The sequence below is a fragment of the Micromonospora sp. URMC 105 genome (genome assembly GCF_051386295.1).
GTDB lineage: Bacteria > Actinomycetota > Actinomycetes > Mycobacteriales > Micromonosporaceae > Micromonospora.
In genome coordinates, this window is record NZ_JBPQTL010000042.1 from 31,751 (window position 1) to 46,722 (window position 14,972).

The 14,972-nt window shown below is 74.2% G+C and carries 15 protein-coding genes; 7 read left to right on the forward strand and 8 right to left on the reverse strand.

Features of this window, described 5'->3' with window-relative positions; translation table 11 throughout:
- Positions 1-179 precede the first annotated feature (179 nt).
- Positions 180-407: a TM2 domain-containing protein gene (locus ACSNN7_RS15805; protein ID WP_436681555.1), complete on the reverse strand. Its 228-nt coding sequence runs from the start codon at positions 405-407 to the stop codon at positions 180-182.
- A gap of 131 nt (positions 408-538) precedes the next feature.
- The gene (locus ACSNN7_RS15810) at positions 539-1,078 is read right to left on the reverse strand and encodes a DUF1697 domain-containing protein (protein ID WP_436681556.1); all 540 of its coding nucleotides are present in this window, start codon (positions 1,076-1,078) and stop codon (positions 539-541) included.
- A gap of 243 nt (positions 1,079-1,321) precedes the next feature.
- Between ACSNN7_RS15810 and ACSNN7_RS15815 the strand changes: the two genes are divergently transcribed.
- On the forward strand, positions 1,322-1,831 hold the full coding sequence (locus ACSNN7_RS15815; protein WP_436681558.1) for an ArsR/SmtB family transcription factor: 510 nt from the start codon (positions 1,322-1,324) through the stop codon (positions 1,829-1,831).
- A gap of 52 nt (positions 1,832-1,883) precedes the next feature.
- Positions 1,884-3,356, forward strand: coding sequence for a serine hydrolase domain-containing protein (locus tag ACSNN7_RS15820; protein WP_436681560.1), 1,473 nt, complete (start codon positions 1,884-1,886; stop codon positions 3,354-3,356).
- Between the two features lie 1,035 nt (positions 3,357-4,391).
- On the opposite strand, the gene ACSNN7_RS15825 is transcribed toward ACSNN7_RS15820, so the two are convergent.
- The 5 genes from ACSNN7_RS15825 to ACSNN7_RS15845 form a co-directional block, all read right to left on the reverse strand.
- A complete protein-coding gene (locus ACSNN7_RS15825; protein WP_436681561.1) occupies positions 4,392-5,885 on the reverse strand; it encodes an amino acid permease in 1,494 nt (497 codons plus the stop codon).
- 73 nt (positions 5,886-5,958) lie between these two features.
- On the reverse strand, positions 5,959-6,522 hold the full coding sequence (locus ACSNN7_RS15830; protein ID WP_436681563.1) for an SOUL family heme-binding protein: 564 nt from the start codon (positions 6,520-6,522) through the stop codon (positions 5,959-5,961).
- A 40-nt stretch (positions 6,523-6,562) separates the two neighbouring features.
- Positions 6,563-7,288, reverse strand: coding sequence for a YqeB family protein (locus ACSNN7_RS15835; RefSeq protein WP_436681564.1), 726 nt, complete (start codon positions 7,286-7,288; stop codon positions 6,563-6,565).
- Positions 7,285-8,079, reverse strand: coding sequence for an ABC transporter permease (locus ACSNN7_RS15840; protein WP_436681565.1), 795 nt, complete (start codon positions 8,077-8,079; stop codon positions 7,285-7,287). The genes ACSNN7_RS15835 and ACSNN7_RS15840 overlap by 4 nt, the downstream gene beginning before the upstream one ends.
- Complete coding sequence (locus ACSNN7_RS15845) at positions 8,076-8,975, reverse strand: ABC transporter ATP-binding protein (protein ID WP_436681566.1); 900 nt, start codon at positions 8,973-8,975, stop codon at positions 8,076-8,078. The genes ACSNN7_RS15840 and ACSNN7_RS15845 overlap by 4 nt, the downstream gene beginning before the upstream one ends.
- Positions 8,976-9,107: 132 nt before the next feature.
- Between ACSNN7_RS15845 and ACSNN7_RS15850 the strand changes: the two genes are divergently transcribed.
- The 4 genes from ACSNN7_RS15850 to ACSNN7_RS15865 all read left to right on the forward strand — a co-directional run bounded on the left by ACSNN7_RS15850 (position 9,108) and on the right by ACSNN7_RS15865 (position 13,113).
- Positions 9,108-10,352, forward strand: a complete 1,245-nt coding sequence (locus ACSNN7_RS15850) for a sensor histidine kinase (RefSeq protein WP_436681567.1) — start codon at positions 9,108-9,110, stop codon at positions 10,350-10,352.
- Positions 10,331-11,029 (forward strand): response regulator, encoded by a 699-nt coding sequence (locus tag ACSNN7_RS15855; RefSeq protein WP_436681573.1) that lies wholly within the window; start codon positions 10,331-10,333, stop codon positions 11,027-11,029. The genes ACSNN7_RS15850 and ACSNN7_RS15855 overlap by 22 nt, the downstream gene beginning before the upstream one ends.
- A 70-nt stretch (positions 11,030-11,099) precedes the next feature.
- On the forward strand, positions 11,100-12,524 hold the full coding sequence (locus ACSNN7_RS15860; RefSeq protein WP_436681568.1) for an ATP-binding protein: 1,425 nt from the start codon (positions 11,100-11,102) through the stop codon (positions 12,522-12,524).
- Between the two features lie 88 nt (positions 12,525-12,612).
- On the forward strand, positions 12,613-13,113 hold the full coding sequence (locus ACSNN7_RS15865) for a hypothetical protein (protein ID WP_436681569.1): 501 nt from the start codon (positions 12,613-12,615) through the stop codon (positions 13,111-13,113).
- A 101-nt stretch (positions 13,114-13,214) separates the two neighbouring features.
- Here the strand turns inward: ACSNN7_RS15865 and ACSNN7_RS15870 are convergent, their stop codons facing one another.
- Complete coding sequence (locus ACSNN7_RS15870) at positions 13,215-14,000, reverse strand: D-Ala-D-Ala carboxypeptidase family metallohydrolase (RefSeq protein ID WP_436681570.1); 786 nt, start codon at positions 13,998-14,000, stop codon at positions 13,215-13,217.
- Positions 14,001-14,323: 323 nt separating this feature from the next.
- On the opposite strand from ACSNN7_RS15870, the gene ACSNN7_RS15875 reads away from it, so the two are divergent.
- A partial coding sequence (locus tag ACSNN7_RS15875) for a DUF6642 family protein (protein ID WP_436681571.1) occupies positions 14,324-14,972 on the forward strand: 649 nt, incomplete at its 3' end.

Consider the following 14,972-nt stretch of genomic DNA (forward strand, 5'->3'; position numbering starts at 1 on the left):
CCGCAGGGGTGTCTCCCGCCACTCCTACCCGGTCGGGCCGTTCCCTCACTCCGCCCGACCGGGTGATCTGCGACAACCACACCAGCGATCCGGCCCGCGCCGTGGCGGAGCCTGCCGACGACGGATGCGCGGCGGGGCCGGGATCACCAGGATCCCGGCCCCGCCGGCGCACGCCCGGGTCACTTGGCGAGCGGCTGGCCCTGCTTGTCCTTGAAGGAGCCGACCAGGATCATGATGAAGTCGACGAGGACCCAAATGCCCAGGCCACCGAAGGTGACCAGCTGGAGGACGCCGGTGCCGACCTTGCCGACGTAGAAGCGGTGCACGCCGAGGAAACCGACGAAGAAGCAGAGCAGCAGGGCGACGACCCAGGACTTCTGGGTGCCGACGGTAACGGGAGCGGTCACTGCGGTCCTTTCTCAGGTGAATCAGCCGCGGGAGCGTATCGAGGCGCGCTGACCTGAGGCAAGATCGTAAATCCGTCGATCAGCCGCACGGACGAGCAGGTTCCGGCCGTTGCGCGGCCGGGACCCTCCGATCAGGAGGCGGTCAGCTCCCGCAGGGCCCGCACCGACTTCCAGTTGCGGGTCGTGGCCACCACCCCGAGCTGCTTCTCCAGGTACGCGTTGGTGAACCTCGACCGGCCGTACCCGCCGTCCGGGTAATGCAGATGGACCTCGCGACCGGTCACCGTGAACTCGACGTTCTCGCCGCCGGGCACGCTCAGCGCCGCGGCCTTCGCCTTCGTCGGCGCCGTGGCCAGGAACGCCACCAGCAGCTTCGCCGGGTCGTCCTGCCGCCCGGCGTACGGGCAGGCGTCCGCCACCGCCGCCAGTTCCGCGCCGCTGCGCACCAGCACCGGCACGGTCAACCCCAGCTCGTCGGCGAGGGCCTGCTGGATGCCCCGGGCCAGCCGGTCGGCGTCGGTGGCGGTGCTGCCGAACACCACGTTGCCGGACTGCAGGTAGGTCTGCACATCGGAGTGTCCGAGGTCGGCGACGAGGCGGCGCAGGTCGGCCATCGCCAGCCGGGTGCTGCCGACGTTGACGCCGCGCAACAGCCCCGCGTACCGGATCATGCCGGCTCCCCGGCGGGCCGTCGCCGGTCGCCCTCCGGGCCATCCGGGTACGCGGACAGCGTCTCCCCGGCGGCCGGGATTTGCAGGTCCGCCATGGAGCCTCCTCACCTGTCGACGTCAGGCATCGCCCAGCCTAGGCGGCGGGCTGCCCGGGGCGCGCGTTGCCTTCCCGGAGTCGGCGGATGGCGGCATGACCCAGCCGGAGGCGTTACACGTAAGTACGTAACTTCGTAGTATCGATGCGTGGCGGACATCGAAGAACGGCTCAGCGCGCTGGAGGCGCAGGTCGCCGCGCTCACCGCCGAGCGGCCTCCGGCGCCGCCGGCCGCCCCGCCCGAGGCGGGCGACACCTTCTGGGCCCTCGACGGCCTCAAGGCGCGCCTGCCCGAGGAGAGCGACGGCGCGGTGCTCTACACCGGGGTGGTGCGCCTGCCCGACCGGCAGACCTACCACTGGCAGTACGGCCAGGTCGTGCCCGAGGTGCTCGACAGCGACTGGAGCGAGCTGGCCGCCGCGCTGACCGCGCTGGCCCACCCGGTGCGGCTGCGCCTGCTGCGCGAGGTCCTCGGCGGCCGGCACGGCACCGCCGAGCTGGCCGCGATCGAAGGGCTGGGCACGACCGGCCAGCTCCACCACCACCTGCGCCAGCTCACCGCCGCCGGCTGGCTCCGCAGCTCCGGCCGTGGCCGGTACGCGGTGCCCGGCGAACGGGTGGTGCCGCTGCTGGTCATCCTCACCGCCGCCCGCACGTGACCGTCGCCGACCGTCCACCCGGGACGGCGGTCCCTCCGACGGAAGGAGCACCATGCGCAAGCCGACTGTTCTCGCCCTCGTCGTGGGGCTGCTCGCCGCCGTCGTCGGGGTCGCGCTGATGCCGCGCGCACCCCGGCTCTGCGAGCGCAGCATCGGCGACGCCGACCTCGCCGCCGCCGTCCGTGCTGCCGTCGACGACCCGCAGGGCCTCCGTGGCCTCGCCGTCGCCACCGTCGAGGGCGGCCGGGTGCGTACCGCGGGGCTCGGTGACCGTGATCCCGCCGGGTCGCCGGTCGAGCCCGGCACCCCCTTCGAGATCGGCTCGATCACCAAGGCCCTGACCGGCATGCTCCTCGCCGACCAGGCCGCCGCCGGGGTGGTGCGCCCCGACGACCCGGTCTCCGCCGCGCTGCCCCGGGTGACCGGTCCGACCCGGGAGGTCACCCTCGCCGAGCTGGCCAGCCACCGCTCCGGCCTGCCCCGGCTGGCGATGGACCCGGTCACCGACCTGATTCCGGCGTACTGGGCCAACCTCACCGCCGGTGACCCGTACGCCGGCTGGGACGTCGGGCGGGTCGTCGAGGCGGCCGGCGACGAGGAGCCCGGCGACGGGCGCGGGGCGGTGCACTACTCGAACTTCGGGTTCGCCCTGCTCGGGCAGGCCCTCGCCGCGAGGGCCGGGGTCGACTACCCGCAACTGCTCGACCGCCGGGTGCTGCGCCCGCTCGGCATGACCCACACCGTGTTCCCCGCCGGCCCGGGATCGCTGCCGCCGGCCCACGCCGAGGGCGCCAGGGCCGGCGGCCGCCCGGCGCAGCCGTGGGTGAGCAGCGGGTACGCCCCGGCCGGCGGCGCCTGGTCCACCGTGGAGGACCTGGCCCGGCTGCTCGGCGCGATGCTCGCCGGCACCGCCCCCGGCGCCGACGCCGCCACCCCCCGCTTCACCGAGGACGACCGCAACCGGATCGGCTACGGCTGGTTCACCACCCGATACGGCGACCGCGAGGTCGTCTGGCACAACGGCGGCACCGGCGGCTTCCGGTCCTATCTGGGCTACGAACGGGCCACCGGCCGGGGCGTGGTGGTGCTCGGCAACACCGACCGGGGGGTCGAGCGGATCGGCCTGCGGCTGCTGGGCGTCCCGGCGGACGAGGCCACCGAGGCGGGCGGTCCGGCAGGGCTGCTGCGCTGGCTCGGCCCGGGCCTCGCCCTGGTGCTCACGTTCCTCGGCGGGCTCAGCCTGCTGGCGACCGTCCGGCGGGGGCCGGACCGGCTCACCCTGGCCGCCTCCGTCGCCTGGGCGCTGCTCTACCTCGGGCTCGCGCACCGGCTGGGGGACTGGTCGACGCTCCCCGGCGCGGTGTGGCTGCTGGGGGCCGCGGTGGCGGCGTCCGGCGTCGTGCTGGCCGCGTACCGCTGGCCGGACCTGCCGCTGGTCGCGGGCGCGCCCCGGTGGCGGCGGATGACCTCGGTGGGGGTCTCCGCGGCCGGCGCGGCGCTGGCGGTGGCGGTGATCCTGGCCTGAGGCGGGACGGCGGTCACGATCGCGGAGGGCTACCGTTGCCCGGATGCGCGCCCTACGCCCCGCCGCCGGCCTGCTCCTCGCGGCCGCCGCCGTGGTGCTCTGGGCGGTCGGCACGACCGTCCTGCAACCGCTGACCGAGCCGATCGGGCCGTGGTCGGAGCGGTTGGCGGGCACCAACACCTACTGGGCGCGGGACGTCCGTTTCCTGGCCGTCGCCCTGGTCGTCCTCGGGCTGGTACTGGCCGGCGGGGGCGACCGCAGGTGGACCCGGCCCGCGCTGGTGCTCGGCGCCGCCGCGGTGCCGGCCGACCTCGTGCTGGACCGGGCCGACGTCACCGGCGCCGCGGCGACCGTGCTGCTGGTGATCGGCGGGTGGGCGGTCACCGGGGCGCTTGCCGCGTTCCTGGTCCGCCGGCACGGGTGGCCCGGCCGGCCCGTCCACTGGCAGCACCGCCGCGCCCTCGGCATGGCGGCGGCCGTCGCCGCGACGCTCGTCGTGGTGGCCGGCGGGTTGGAGTCGCCGACCGAGCGGGAGCCGGAACTCGTCCCGGCCTGCCTGGCCGCCGCGCTGCTGGCGCTCGCCACGTCGCTCGGCTGCGCTCTCGCCGCCGCCCCCGCGCCCGGCGGGAACCGCCGGCGCTGGGCGCTCGGCCTCGCCCTGGCCGGTGTGGTGGGCCTGGCCGCCGGCCGGCTGCTGCCGTCCGGTCACCGGCTGGGGCTGCTCCTCGCCCTCGGCGTGGTCCTGCTGACCGGTACGACGGTGCTGTCCTGGGACCGCCCGGGCGGGCGTCCGGCGTGGCGGCGGCACGCGATGGCCGCCGCGGCGGCGCTCCTCGGCCTGCCGGCGGTGGGCCTGCTGGCGCTGATGGCGCAGGCCGCCCTGCCCGTCGGCGCCGTGCTGACCGCCGGGGCGGGCAACATCGCGGTCGGCACCACCGGCACCGACCTGCTCTTCTCGCCGGCCGGCGTGCTCACCGGCCTGCTGCTGGGGCTGCTGCTGGCCTGGCCCAACGCCCTCGGGCACCCGGCCGGGGGTCAGCCCCGGCCGGACGGACCGCCCGCGCCACCCGGGCCTCCCGCGCCACCCGGGCCACCCGGGCCACCTGGGCCGGACGGGCCGGACGGGCCGCGTCGGGCCAGCGCCGAGCGGCGGTAGCCGTACACGGCGTAGACCACCGCGCCGATCAGGAACCAGACCCCGAACCGCAGCCAGGTCGTCGGGGACAGGAAGGTGATCAGCCAGACCGAGAAGAGCGCGCCCAGCGCCGGCACCACCGGCATGCCCGGCAGCCGGAACGTGCGCGGCGCGTCCGGGCGGCGGTAGCGCAGCACGATCACCGCGATGCAGACCACCACGAAGGCCAGCAGGATGCCGATGTTGGTCAGCTCCGCCGCCTCCCGGATCGGCAGGAAGCCCGCGATCAGCGCCGAGCCCACCCCGACGATCCAGGTGACCCGGATCGGCACCCGGCGCACCGGGTGCACCTTGGCGAACCAGGCCGGCAGCAGCCCGTCCCGGCTCATCGAGAACCACACCCGGGTCACCCCGAGCATGAAGGTGAACATCACGGTCAGGATGCCGATGATGGCCCCGACCGCGATCACGCTGGCCAGGCCGGAGAGGCCCACCGAGGCGAACGCCGAGGAGAAGCCGCTCTCCGGGTCGATGTCCCGGTAGTTCTGCATGCCGGTGAGCACCAGCGTGGCCAGCACGTACAGCACCATCGAGATGGCCAGCGAGTAGATGATCGCCTTGGGCATGTGCCGGCGGGCGTCCCGGGACTCCTCGGCGGCGGTGCTCATCGCGTCGTACCCGAAGACGGCGAAGAAGACGGTGGCGGCGCCGGTGAACGCCCCGCTGAGGCCGAACGGGAAGAACGGCGAGTAGTTGGCCGTCTTGACGTGGAAGAAGCCGACCACGATGACCAGCACCACCACGGCGACCTTCAGGCCGACCACGAACGTCTCGAAGCGGGCCGCCGTCTTGATGCCCAGCGTGAGCAGGTACGCGATCAGCAGGCAGAGCACCACGGCGAACAGGTCGACGACGTGGCCGTCGCCGGTGCCCGGCGCGCCGAGCATCCAGGCCGGCAGTTGCACGCCCAGCTCGCCGACGAGGAAGCCGAAGTAGCCGGAGATGCCGATCGCCACCACCGCCACGATCGCGGTGTACTCCAGCAGCAGGTCCCAGCCGATGAACCAGCCCACCGCCTCGCCGAGCACCACGTAGCCGTAGGTGTAGGCCGAGCCGGCCTTCGGGATCATGCCGGCGAACTCGGCGTACGACAGCGCGGCCGCCGCGCTGGCCAGGCCGGCGATCAGGAACGACACCAGCACGGCCGGGCCGGCGGTCTCGTTGGCGACCGCCCCGGCCAGGGCGAAGATGCCGGCGCCGATGATGCCGCCGACCCCGATCGCGGTGAGCTGCCACAGCCCCAGCGATCGGGACAGCTGGTGTTCGGCCTCTTCGCTGATCTCCTCGACCGGCTTGCGGCGGAAGATCCCGGTGCCGTTGCCTGCGGAGGTCATCGTCGTCCCCTTCACCGTCAGTGTCGAGTCCCGTCGGGGGACGTACGCCCCAACGACGCGACCCGGGCCCCGGTCACTCGGCGACCGGGAGTACGACTTCGTTGCGGCGCAGGAACCACGGCTTCCACGGCGGGTCGAAGCGGGCGTACCGGATCGCGCCGGTGGGGCTCAGGCCCGCCGCGGTCACCGCCCGGCCCAGCGCCGTGCCCCGTTGGTCGAACGCCTTCTCACTCCACCGCCCGGAGAAGCGGACGGCGGCGGCGAGCTGCGCGGGGACCTCCCGAACGGTGATCCGGGGGTCCTCCGGTTCGGGCGCGGTGGCGGCGGTGAGCGTGGCCGGCAGCACGAAGCGCACCATCCAGCAGCCGAGCTCCTCGCCCTCCTCCTGCACCACCGGCGCGGTCCGCGCGATCTGCTCGGAGCCGGCCGACTCCTGCACCACCGGGGCGGTCATGCCGACCTTCCGCCGGGACCGGTTGGCCCCGTCGATGTACGCCGCCAGCGGCCGGAACCCCGCGTTGCCCGCCTCGAGGAACGAGCCGTCGACGCGCAGTTCGGCGACCAGGTGGGCCGGGTACCGGCGCAGCTCGAAGCCGGGGTGCCGGGCCACCACCCGGTACGGCTGCTGCTCGGTCATGGGCCACGCTCCCGGCCGTCAGGGCTCCTCGTCAGCCACGCTACCGGCCGTCACCGCTTTCCTCCGGGTGAAGCGGAAGCCGGACCAGCCGCCAGTACTGCCGTCCCTCCTCGTCGCGCACCACCACCCCGAGCCGGGCCAGTTCCCGGCGCAGGTCGCGGGCGTCGTCCCCGCGCCGGGCGTCGACGGCCCGCTGCCGGGCGCGCAGCAGCGCGTCCGCGCCGGCCGGCAACCCCGGCAGCCCCTCCACCCACCGCCGGTACGCGTCGCGGTGCGGGTCGGTCTCCGTCCACGGCCAGCCGTGCGTGGTGAACGCCGTGCGCAGCCGCTCCCGGCTCAGGTCCGACTTCTCCCGGGCCAGCTCCGCGTCGTCGGAGTCGAGCAGCACCAGCGCCTTGCCGTCGACGAAGACGCAGGCGACCGAGGCCCGGGCGATGTCCCGGCCGTGCCCGTCGCGGTACAGCCGCACCCCGATCCGGTCGACCGTCACGCTGAGCCGTTCCCGGGTGCCGAGGTACGCGACGACCAACCCGGCCAGCGCCGGCAGCGCCGTACCGCCGGCCAGGGCCTGCTGCTCGGGCAGCCCGGCGAGCAGCTCGAACCAGCCCTGGAACGGCACCCACGGCAGGTCGGCGAGCCAGCCGGACACGGCGGTCAGCGCCGCGCCCAGCCCCGCGCCGAGCAGTGGGAACCCGCCCCACATCAGCACCAGCTCCCCGACGCCGCCGTCGACGACGGAGGCCCGCTCCTCGGCTCGCACGCTCACGCCACCTCGCTCCGCAGCGTGCGGACCAGGCCGACGGCGAGCGGTGCGACCATCCAGACCAGCAGGGACACCGCGAGCCGTCCCCACTGCCCGGCGGTCACCTCGGGGCCGAACAGCGGCTCCATGGTCACCGAGGTGTCCAGCCAGCGGGCCGGTCCGCGCAGCGCCGCGACCATCATGGCGAGGATGCTCCACACGGTGGGCAGCAGCAGATAGGTCACGATCGCCAGCGGGGTGTTGAGCAGCAGCAGGCCGAAGGCGACGCCCATCAGCGCGCTGGTGACCTGGAGTACGGCCGCGTGCCCCAGCTGGGACCAGTCGAAGATCCAGCTGCCCGCCCCGCCGGTGGCCCGGGCGGCCAGCGTGCCGACGGTGGCCACCGCCAGGCTGACCGCCACCGACGCCAGCGCGGCCAGCACCACCGCGGCGAGCTTCGCGACCACCACCCGTTCCCGGCGCGGCACCAGCGCGAAGGTGGTCAGCGCGGTGCGCTGCGACCACTCGGCGGTGATCGACAGGATGCCCAGCACCGGCAGCAGCAGCCCGACGGGCAGCAGAGACGCGCTGAAGAACGCGGTGAACGTCTGCGCGGCCTCGTCGAGGACGAAGAGCTGCACGGTGACGATGGCGGCGGCGATCAGCCCGATGGTGACCAGCAGCCAGCGGCCGGCGCGGGTGTCGGCGAGCTTGCGCAGCTCCACCTCGGTCAGCCGGACCAGCGACGGTCCGGGCGGCGCCGGACGGGCGGGGCCGGCGGGTGCGGTGGTGCTGGGTGCGGTGGTGGCGGTCATTTCACGGCTTCCTTCGTCGACGTGCCGGCGGTGAGGGTGAGGAAGAGTTGTTCCAGGCCGCCGCTGCCGGCGGGCCGCAGCTCGGTCAGGACGAGGCCGGCGTCCGCGGCGGCCTGCCCCACCGCCTCGGCCTCGGCCCGCACCAGGAGCCCGCCGTCGGCGCCCGCGTCGGAGGGCAGGCCGGCCCGGTCCAGGGTCAGTCGCAGCGCCCGCGGGTCCCGGGCGCGGACCAGGGTGCCGGTCCCGGCCAGCAGGTCGTCCTTGCCGCCCTGCGCGACCACCCGGCCGGCGCCGATCACCACCAGGCGGTCGGCGACCGCCTCCACCTCGCGCAGCAGGTGCGAGGAGAGCAGCACGGTGCCGCCCCGGTCGGCGAAGTCGCGCAGCAGGCCGCGCATCCAGAAGATCCCTTCCGGGTCGAGGCCGTTGGCCGGCTCGTCCAGGATCAGCACCCGGGGGTCACCCAGCAGCGCCAGCGCCAGGCCGAGCCGCTGCCGCATCCCCAGCGAGTACGCCCCGACCCGCCGCTTCGCCGCCACCGCGTTCAGCCCGACGAGGTCGAGCTTGGCGGCGACCTGCCGCCGGTCGACGCCCATGGTCCGGGCGGCCAGGGTGAGCGCCTCCCGGCCGGTGCGCCCCGCGTGCTGGGCGGAGGCGTCGAGCAGGACGCCGATCTCCCGCCCGGGGTTGGCCAGCTGGCGGTAGGGGCGTCCGGCGACGGTGGCCCCGCCGGACGTCGGCGGGGTCAGCCCGCAGATCATCCGCATGGTGGTGGACTTGCCGGCGCCGTTCGGGCCGAGGAAGCCGGTGACCGTCCCCGGCTCGCAGTGGAACGACACGTCGTCCACGACGGCGTGCGGACCGTACCGCTTGGTGAGGTGTTCGACCGTGATCATGCCGTCGAGCCTGTCGGGGCCACCCGGCGTCGCGCTGCGGCCGGTGGTCGAGAGCCCGGTACACCTGTGGCCACGGCGGTCGTCGACTTTGGTAGCTGTCGCCGACGCCGGACGGCTACCTAGCATTGGCGGGTGAGCAGTGCCGCCGTACCCGAACTTCCCTGGCTGTTGCCGGGGGCCCTGTCTCCCGCGACCCCGGTGGCCCGCCGCACGACGCGCGACTGGCTGGTCGACGGGCTCGCCTTCCTGCTCGCGCTGGCCTGGGCGCTGCTGGCCTTCGCGGACTCGGTCGGGCCGGCCCCGGAGTTCGCGCTCAACGCCGGGCCGTCCTGGCTCAACGAGGTCGACCTGGTGGTGGGCCTGCTCACCACGGCGGCCCTCTGGCTACGCCGGCGCTGGCCGGTGGCGCTGGCCGTGGCCAGCCTGCCGCTGGCGATCTTCGCCGTCACCGCGTCGGCGGCCCTGCTGATCATCCTGTTCACGGTCGCCGTGCACCGGCCGTTCCCGGTGGCGGCCACGCTGGTCGGCGCGCACCTGCTGGTGACGCCCGTCTACATCAACGTCCGGCCCGACCCGGCTCTGCCGTTCTGGGCGGCGCTGATCTGGACGACGTCGTTCCTCGGCGGGGTGCTGGCCTGGGGGATGTTCGTCCGGGCCCGCCGCCAGCTGGTGACCTCGTTGCGGGAGCGGGCGCACCGGGCCGAGGCCGAGCAGCAACTGCGCGTGGCCCAGGCCCGGCAGCTGGAACGCACCCGCATCGCCCGGGAGATGCACGACGTGCTGGCCCACCGGATCTCCCTGCTCAGCCTGCACGCCGGGGCGCTGGAGTTCCGGCCGGACGCGCCGCCGGAGGAGGTGGCCCGGGCGGCCGGGGTGATCCGGGCCAGCGCGCACGCCGCGCTGCAGGACCTGCGCGAGGTGATCGGGGTGCTGCGGGCGGAGACCGGCGAGGCGGAGCCGGAGACGCCGGAACGCCCTCAGCCGACCCTCGCCGACGTGCCGGCGCTGATCGCCGAGTGCCGGGCGGCCGGCGTTCGGGTGAGCACCGAGGACCTGGTCACCGACGCGGCGTCGGTGCCCGCCGCGGTCGGGCGCAGTGCGTACCGGATCGTGCAGGAGGGGCTGACCAATGCCCGCAAACACGCCCCGGGTGCGGTGGTCCGGGTCGGCCTGGCCGGCCGGCCCGGTGAGGGCCTCACCGTCGAGATCCGCAACCCGTGGCCGGTGGGGGAGCCCGCCGCGCCGTCCATCCCGGGGGCGGGCACGGGGCTGGTGGGCATCGCCGAGCGGGTCGGGCTCGCCGGTGGCCGGCTGGAACACGGGCGGGACCCGGCGGGCGACTTCCGGCTCGCCGCCTGGCTGCCGTGGCCGGCGTGACCGGCGGGGAGGCGGCACCGGTCCGGGTGCTGATCGTCGACGACGACGCGCTGGTCCGGGCCGGGCTGTCGATGATCCTGGGCGGGGTGCCGGACGTACGGGTGGTCGGCGAGGCCGCCGACGGCGCCGAGGTGCCGGCGGCGGTCGAGGCGTACGCGCCCGACGTGGTGCTGATGGACATCCGGATGCCCCGGGTGGACGGGCTGGCGGCGACCGAGGCGCTGCGGGCGCTGCCCCGGCCGCCGGAGGTGCTGGTGCTGACCACCTTCGATGCCGACGATCAGGTGCTGCGGGCGCTGCGCGCCGGGGCGGGGGGCTTCCTGCTCAAGGACACCCCGCCCGCCGAGATCGTCCAGGCGGTGCGCCGGGTGGCGGCCGGTGAGGCGACGCTCTCCCCGACGGTCACCCGCAAGCTGATCACCCACGTGACCGCCGCCGGGGCGGCCGGTCCCGATCCGCGTGCGCAGCGGGCCCGGCGGCTGCTCGACGGGCTCACCGAGCGGGAGCGGGAGGTGGCCGTCGCCCTGGGCCGGGGCCGGACGAACGCCGAGATATCCGCCGAGCTGTTCATGAGCGTGGCGACGGTCAAGGCGTACGTGTCGCGGCTGCTGACCAAGCTGGGGCTGAACAACCGGGTGCAGGTGGCGCTGCTGGTGCACGACGCGGGCCTGGTTTGACCACCATCCTTGGTCAACGGATACAATCATTTCTGGTTGTATCACCGATGAGAGTATCGGGGCTGAGTGCATGGACGGTTTCGTTGGACGTACGCGCGAGTTGACCGTGCTCGACGGGATGCTCGGCAAGGTTCGTCGAGGGGGTCGGGCGGGCCGGCCGGGCCGCGCGCTGCTGATGCGCGGGCGGCGCCGGGTGGGCAAGTCGCGGCTGGTGGAGGAGTTCATCGAGCGCGCCGAGGTGCCGCACCTGTTCTTCACCGCCTCCGCCCAGCCCACTGTCGCCGCGGACCTCGCCCTGTTCGTGGCGGCCGCCGCCGACTCCTCACTGCCCGGTGCCCACCTCTTCACGGCCCAGCGGCCGACCACCTGGGACGCCGCGCTCACCTTGCTCGCCGCCGCGCTGCCGACCGACCGCCCGAGTGTTGTCGTCCTCGACGAGATGCCCTACCTGATCGCCACGGATCCCGGGTTCGAGGGCACCCTGCAGAAGGTCTTCGACCGGGAGCTCTCCCATCGTCCCGTGCTGCTTGTCTGCGTCGGCTCCGACCTGGCGATGATGGAGGCCCTGAACGACTACGGACGACCGTTTCACCAGCGGGCGACCGAGATGGTGATTCCACCGCTGAGCCCGGCCGACGTCCGCGACATGCTCGACCTCGCTCCGGCCGAGGCCTTCGACGCGTACCTGGTCTCCGGTGGGCTGCCGCTGATCCTCGACGAATGGCCCGGTGGTGCCTCGTTGAGCGACTACCTCGCCGACGCGGTCACCGATCCGACGTCGGCGCTGCTGGTCAGCGCGGAGCGGGCGCTGGCCGCCGAGTTTCCGACGCAGTCGCAGGCCGGCCTGGTGCTGCGGGCCATCGGCTCGGGTGAGCGGACCTTCTCCCTCATCGCCCGGGCCGCGGGTGATTTGCCCCAGGCGTCGCTCAACCGGGCGCTGCGCCTGCTGACCGACAAACGCATCGTCGACGTGTCGGTGCCGCTCTCCACCCGGCCCTCCCGGGAGACGCGCTACACCGTCGCCGACCCGTACCTCCGCTTCTGGCTGTCGTTCCTCGGTCCCCACCTGCCGGAGATCGAGCGCGGCCGGGGCGACCTGACCCTGGAGCGGATCAGGACGTCGTGGACGTCGTGGCGGGGGCGCGCGATCGAGCCGGTGATCCGGGAGTCGCTGCGCCGACTTTCCGCCGAACGCCTGCCCGAGGGCACTGCGGCGGTCGGCGGCTACTGGACCCGTACCAATGACCCGGAGATCGATCTGGTCGGTGCCGATCGGGGGCCGGTGGCTCGCCGGATCACCTTCGTCGGCTCCGTCAAATGGCTGGAGAACCGGCCCTTCGACGCCCACGACCTGGGGCGGCTCCTCGCGCACCGGACCCGGATGCCCGGTGCCGACGAACACGTCGAGCCGCTCGTGGTGTCCCGCGGCGGCACGGCGGTGCCGGGCGTACGGGCCCTGTCGGCGGAGGACCTCCTCACCGCCTGGCGGGATTGAACTTTCGTCCGGTTCGGGCCGTACCACTGGCCGAGGATGCGCTGCGGCGATTCAGCCGCAATCGCTGCCGAGCTGCGGGAGGCCTACCGTGCGAGTTGGTGAGCAGTCGACGGATCCCATCGATCAGATCCTGGGCGAGGTGCCGGTACCGGCACCGCTGACACCGGAGGACGTCCGGCTCGCGGTCCGGGCGGTGGTGGTGCACGCCGCCGAGGAGTGGCCCAACGGACCGCTGTGCCGCAATGACGGCGCGTCGTACCCGTGCCGCCTGCACCGCTGGGGCCGGCGGGTGCTGGAGACGCACGGGCTCAACGAGCGCCAGATCGAGGCCCTGATCCGGCACGGGAACCCGTTCGTGCACGTACCGTTCCCGTTCCCGTTCACCAGTTCCGCCAGCGCTCGAACCGACCGGCCGGCCCCCGTGCATCCGGGCCGCATGCCGACCGACCGGCCGGTTGCCGGCCATCCGACGCGCGGCCAGACCGGCCGGGTCGCCGCACCGGGGGTTCGGCCCGTCGCCCGGCCCGGCGCGCCCGGCCGGCCGGTGGCACCCCCCGCCACCGCGCCGCGCTGGCCCCGGGCGAGCTGAGCGGAGGTACGACCGCCGGCGTCGCCCGGACGCCACGACGCCGGCCGGTCCGGGGGGTTCCCCACCCCGGGCCGGCCGGCGAACGGCTGTCCGGCCTCGGCTCAGCCGCCGCTGCGCACCCCGCAGTCCGGGGCGGACCAGCTGGTCCGGTTCGTCGTCCGGTCGCTGTTGTTCTCCCGCCGCGAGTCCACGTGCACGTGGCTGTCGTGGTTGGGGTACCCGGGGCCGAGGATCCCGCTGAACCCGTGGTTGCGGGCGGCCCGGGCGAGCTCGCACAGCGACCTGGTCCGGGCGGTCAGGTCGGCGGCGTTGGCATAGAGGTGCTGGCTGTCCGCCGCGCCGCCGACCCGGTCGTTGCAGGTGGTGCTGCGGAAGCCGCTGGTGACGTTGATCGGCTGATCGCCCAGCCCCCGGCGTAGCGCCTCCAGCTTCCACATGGTCCGCAGCGCGTTGGCCTTCGTCTGGTTCGCCGACAGCGGGCCTCCGCTCCATCCGCCGCGACCGCAGCCGTCGTCCAGCTCCGCGAAGCTGAAGTGCGCCGGGGTGCAGTCGTTGTCCTGCAACTGGTAGAGCTTGCTGAAGGTCTGCGGCCCGGCGATGCCGTCACTACGCAGCCCGTACGCCGTCTGGAACCGCTTGACCGCGGCGGTGGTCTCCGGTCCGTAGCGGCCGTCGACGCGGACGATCCCGCCGGCGCCGGCCCAACCGGCGACGCGGATCTGCAACTGCCGCACGTCGTCGCCGGAGCGCCCCTGCTGGAGGGTTCGCTGCCAGGTGTAACAGCCGTCGGCGTGAGCCGCTGGGGCCGCGACCACCGCGGCGATCGCGGCACCCGGCAGTGCCAGGGCGAACGCGACGGCAGCTCGCTTCAAGGTGTTCACGCGCACAGAGTCCTCCCGGTAGGAGAGCGAATGAGGTGAGGATCGGGACATCAGTCGGAACGTCCCGCGCTGTTCACCTTGGCAGCTGAGATGCCGGTTTGCGGTGCTTAACGAGAATTGTCCTCACGATGAGCGTTCCTGGGGATTGCCTGTGAATTGCGAAGAATGGCGAAACGTTCAGTCCGGCGCACGCGGCGCGGGGGCACGACGGACATCCCGGCCGGTGAGGAAGGTGACAGAGAGGCCCAGGGCGCCACACTCCGGGTGATGTCGCTGCCCGGCCGAGGCCCGGTAACGTCAGGCGCGGCGGTGTGACGGGGGAGGTGGACGTGGCACGCGGTGGCGTCTTCTGCGTCGAGGGGCAGTGGCACCGGGACCTCAACGAGCGCGGCTCCGTGCTGCCCACCCTGGAACTGCTGGAACGGCTCGGCCGGATCCGCTTCATCCACAAGGACGCCGCCACCCGCGACGAGCTCTTCTACTTCCTCGACCGCTGGCTGCTCAAGCAGTACGCCGACTACCGGGTGGGCTTCTTCGCCATGCACGGCGAGCCGAGCCGGCTCTGCCTCACCGACTGGGACTCCGTCGAGCTGACCGACGTGGCGCAGCGGATGGCCGGGCGGTGCGAGGGGCGGCGGCTCTACTTCGGCAGCTGTTCGGTGCTGCGCGCCTCCGACGCCGCGCTGCGCGAGTTCCTCGACGTCACCGGAGCGGCCCTGATCTGCGGCTTCACCCGGGACGTCGACTGGGTCGAGTCGGCCGCCTTCGAGACCGTGCTGCTCGACGTGCTCGCCAACGGCCAGCGGCACAATGCCGCCGAGCTGCGGATGGGCTCGGCCCACTGGGCGCCGCTCGCGTCGTACCTCGGTTTCCGGGTGATCTACGCCAACGGCCGCGCCTGGCGGCCGGCCGTCGGACCGGGTGGTCATCAGCAGGACCTTGTGCCGGGGGCGGATGAACTCGATCAGGGCGTCCCGG

What these genes read in the sequence shown, in the direction of transcription:
- ACSNN7_RS15825 (WP_436681561.1), bottom strand. Translation starts at nt 5,885, where the DNA reads ATGACCTCCGCAGGCAACGGCACCGGGATCTTCCGCCGCAAGCCGGTC.
- ACSNN7_RS15845 (WP_436681566.1), bottom strand. Translation starts at nt 8,975, where the DNA reads ATGATCACGGTCGAACACCTCACCAAGCGGTACGGTCCGCACGCCGTC.
- ACSNN7_RS15860 (WP_436681568.1), top strand. Translation starts at nt 11,100, where the DNA reads ATGGACGGTTTCGTTGGACGTACGCGCGAGTTGACCGTGCTCGACGGG.
- ACSNN7_RS15840 (WP_436681565.1), bottom strand. Translation starts at nt 8,079, where the DNA reads ATGACCGCCACCACCGCACCCAGCACCACCGCACCCGCCGGCCCCGCC.
- ACSNN7_RS15830 (WP_436681563.1), bottom strand. Translation starts at nt 6,522, where the DNA reads ATGACCGAGCAGCAGCCGTACCGGGTGGTGGCCCGGCACCCCGGCTTC.
- ACSNN7_RS15820 (WP_436681560.1), top strand. Translation starts at nt 1,884, where the DNA reads ATGCGCAAGCCGACTGTTCTCGCCCTCGTCGTGGGGCTGCTCGCCGCC.
- ACSNN7_RS15810 (WP_436681556.1), bottom strand. Translation starts at nt 1,078, where the DNA reads ATGATCCGGTACGCGGGGCTGTTGCGCGGCGTCAACGTCGGCAGCACC.